Raw genomic sequence first — 2,897 nt, forward strand, 5'->3', positions numbered from 1 at the left:
ATGTCCTAACTGCCCTGGCGACTGCTATAATACAAAATTTTGCGTAGGGTGCGTTAGGGGGTTCCTCATTTTCCGCCTCGTAGCCAGGGTTAGGTTGCTGCCCGTAACGCACCACCGGGTCAAACAGAAGTCAGAAGTCAGAAGTCAGAAGTCAAACTCTTACGCTTACTTTGGGTGTGAGACTAATGTCGATGTCCTAACTGCCCTGGCGACTGCTATAATACAAAATTTTGCGTAGGGTGCGTTAGGGGGTTCCTCATTTTCCGCCTCGTAGCCAGGGTTAGGTTGCTGCCCGTAACGCACCACCGGGTCAAACAGAAGTCAGAAGTCAGAAGTCAGAAGTCAAACTCTTGCGCTTACTTTGGGTGTGAGACTAATGTCGATGTCCTAACTGCCCTGGCGACTGCTATAATACAAAATTTTGCGTAGGGTGCGTTAGGGGGTTCCTCATTTTCCGCCTCGTAGCCAGGGTTAGGTTGCTGCCCGTAACGCACCACCGGGTCAAACAGCTTTAATGAGATGCACCCGGGTGCGTTAGGGGGTTCCTCATTTTCCGCCTCGTAGCCAGGGTTAGGTTGCTGCCCGTAACGCACCACCGGGTCAAACAGCTTTAATGAGATGCACCAGGCGAATTTAATTCTTAATGGGTCAAGGGCACCGGTGTAGCTCATAGTTATGAAAAACCTTGTAAGCGTCAAGAATACTTACGGATAAACTAAAGGAATATTTCCCAGAGCGGCAGCATATTCACTAAAGCTTGAATAATAAGAGCCGAGAATTTTTTGGCATTTAGAAAGCAAATATAAATCTATCAGAGAATTTTCTACAGAAGTTTGGCGCTTTTGTGAATCATCGAAAGTTTGACAATAGCTAATTATTTGGTCTGGAAATTGCTCGGAGATTAACGTTTTTGTCGCTTCGTTATCTGTAGCTAAGAAAAAGTGCGAGCTGCCACTTGATATTTCTTGCTTTATAACTCTGATAAACTTATCATCTGAAGAAAAGTGTGACTCTAATCCTCTAGACTTTAGGTGCTTCCAGAGGTCTGTGCGTCTAATATGTATCCCAATCATGTCGTTATGCCAATACTTTTCCAGAAATTTTTCTATTTCCTGAAGCAAGTTATCTTTAAGTTTCATTTGCCTGACAAATTTTAAGTAATGTTTTCTAAATGTTTCATGATCTATACTATCCTCAAGATACCTCTGGTGGATTGAATGCCATTTGTGTTCAGTTACATACAAGATGTTGCAGGAATCTTCATTTCTCAACAATTTTAGGATTGACTGAGGAGATATAGTTTCACATACAGTTTCACAAATGTCCTCAAAATAACAGTTACAAGCTTCCTCTGGATGCCAGCACATCAGTAGGGGAATATCCCAAAAGTAGCTCAAACAAAGGTAGGCGCATAAAGCACGCAAGCGGTTGCAAAGACCGCCTATTGCTGCATAGAAAATAATTTTTTTATAGGGCGGTTGATTAATTGTGGCAATAGAGGCAGCTTGATAGACCGCTTCTCTAATATACTTAGCAGCATCTAATGTACTAACATTAGATGTCAAATCAATGCTTTTTTGGTAAGCCTGTAATGCCTCTGCTATTTTACCTTGCTCTTTTAATCGATCGCCTTGTTCAAAATAAAAATTATTTGTCATTTTTTTCGATTCAATTATCATAGCAAAGTAAATTATAGGTATTATAAATAGTCCAAGGCAGAGAGGATATGGCCAAACTTTTGGTTTAGAGTATCTATAGTTTCAGGTTTAAGATTATTTTTGAAATCTCCAGAAATCATTTTACGTCTGTGAGTATTGGGGTCTGCATTTTGGGGATTTACTTCATCATATAATTGCTTAGACAAGCCGCTTATATCTTGTGAATAAAGTTGAAAAGGTTGAACGAACAAGGTTAACCAACTCTCAAAATTATATACCATATCTTCATACTTGAGTAGGTTAACATTAGGATGACCAATAAAGTGATTTAGATATTTTTCATATCTGTCAAGGTACTCATCACTGAATGAAATAACAAACTTATCTATTCCCCAAGAAAGCCACTCGTCTCGCTTCGATTGATCGAACCCTTTGTGAATTTTTGTCCAAGAAAAGAACATTGAATTCAGACCATCTCTGGGGTCTCGTAGGTGTAGGTTTACAAAACAGCTATCTAAGTCTATCTCTAGGGGATAACGCATAGGGCCAATACACCCTGTATCTATAGAATTAAACTTAGCAAGGGCTTCCTGGCAAAAATTTTCCCTAGGTGGTCGAAAATAGAATAAACTATCACTTAACTGTTTATTATTGGGAGAATAGTAATTAATTTTAGCCAAAGCACTGGCTTCTATAGTTATTTGGTGCAAGAACATTGAAGCGGCTTTATGTACTGTAAAAACAGCTATTTTTGTGATTGGTTTAATCATTTAGACGATAATTTAACTGCTTATGAAAAGGTAAGCATTCAGCTATCAGCCGTCAGCCGTGAGCTTATTTTATTCACAAGCACCATGAGTAACCTAAGCTATGGGCATAAACTATTCGCTTAGCATGGCCTCAGACCTTGAGCACTTCAAGTAGCGTGGGCGTAGGTTGTTAGCTGATAGCTGATAACTGATAGCTGACGGCTGAATGCTTACATGAAAAGTGATAAACCCCTTTAATTTAAATCTTTTAAATTATTGATTAAATCATAATCCAGGCTAGAATTTGTTTTGATTTATTTTTTTATAAACTCCTCCACACTATCTGAAGCCGATGGGCATTAAGTGACTACTCCCACATCAAATCAAAGATTATGATGTGGGCTTCTCAAATTCACAAATGAGACTTGCTGTTCCTCAATATCCTGTATTGATTTACCGCAGCCATTGAGCGGCAGTCCAACCGCCAATA

General features: G+C 39.5%; 3 protein-coding genes. All 3 read right to left on the minus strand.

The window, feature by feature from the left end; genetic code table 11:
• Positions 1-356: 356 nt before the first annotated feature.
• Genes F6K38_RS25175 through F6K38_RS25185 form a run of 3 tightly spaced genes read right to left on the minus strand, consistent with a single transcriptional unit; the run spans position 357 to position 2,428 of the window.
• Complete coding sequence (locus tag F6K38_RS25175; RefSeq protein WP_008187200.1) at positions 357-671, minus strand: hypothetical protein; 315 nt, start codon at positions 669-671, stop codon at positions 357-359.
• 33 nt (positions 672-704) lie between these two features.
• Positions 705-1,658 (minus strand): O-fucosyltransferase family protein, encoded by a 954-nt coding sequence (locus tag F6K38_RS25180; protein WP_287357832.1) that lies wholly within the window; start codon positions 1,656-1,658, stop codon positions 705-707.
• 41 nt (positions 1,659-1,699) lie between these two features.
• Positions 1,700-2,428 carry a hypothetical protein gene (locus F6K38_RS25185; protein WP_287357834.1) on the minus strand — a complete coding sequence of 243 codons (729 nt, stop codon included), beginning with the start codon at positions 2,426-2,428 and terminating at the stop codon, positions 1,700-1,702.
• Positions 2,429-2,897 lie beyond the last annotated feature (469 nt).

This window comes from Moorena sp. SIO3B2, assembly GCF_010692525.1.
GTDB classification, from domain to species: Bacteria; Cyanobacteriota; Cyanobacteriia; order Cyanobacteriales; family Coleofasciculaceae; genus Moorena; species Moorena producens.

What these genes read in the sequence shown, in the direction of transcription:
- F6K38_RS25175 (WP_008187200.1), bottom strand. Translation starts at nt 671, where the DNA reads ATGAGCTACACCGGTGCCCTTGACCCATTAAGAATTAAATTCGCCTGG.
- F6K38_RS25180 (WP_287357832.1), bottom strand. Translation starts at nt 1,658, where the DNA reads ATGACAAATAATTTTTATTTTGAACAAGGCGATCGATTAAAAGAGCAA.
- F6K38_RS25185 (WP_287357834.1), bottom strand. Translation starts at nt 2,428, where the DNA reads ATGATTAAACCAATCACAAAAATAGCTGTTTTTACAGTACATAAAGCC.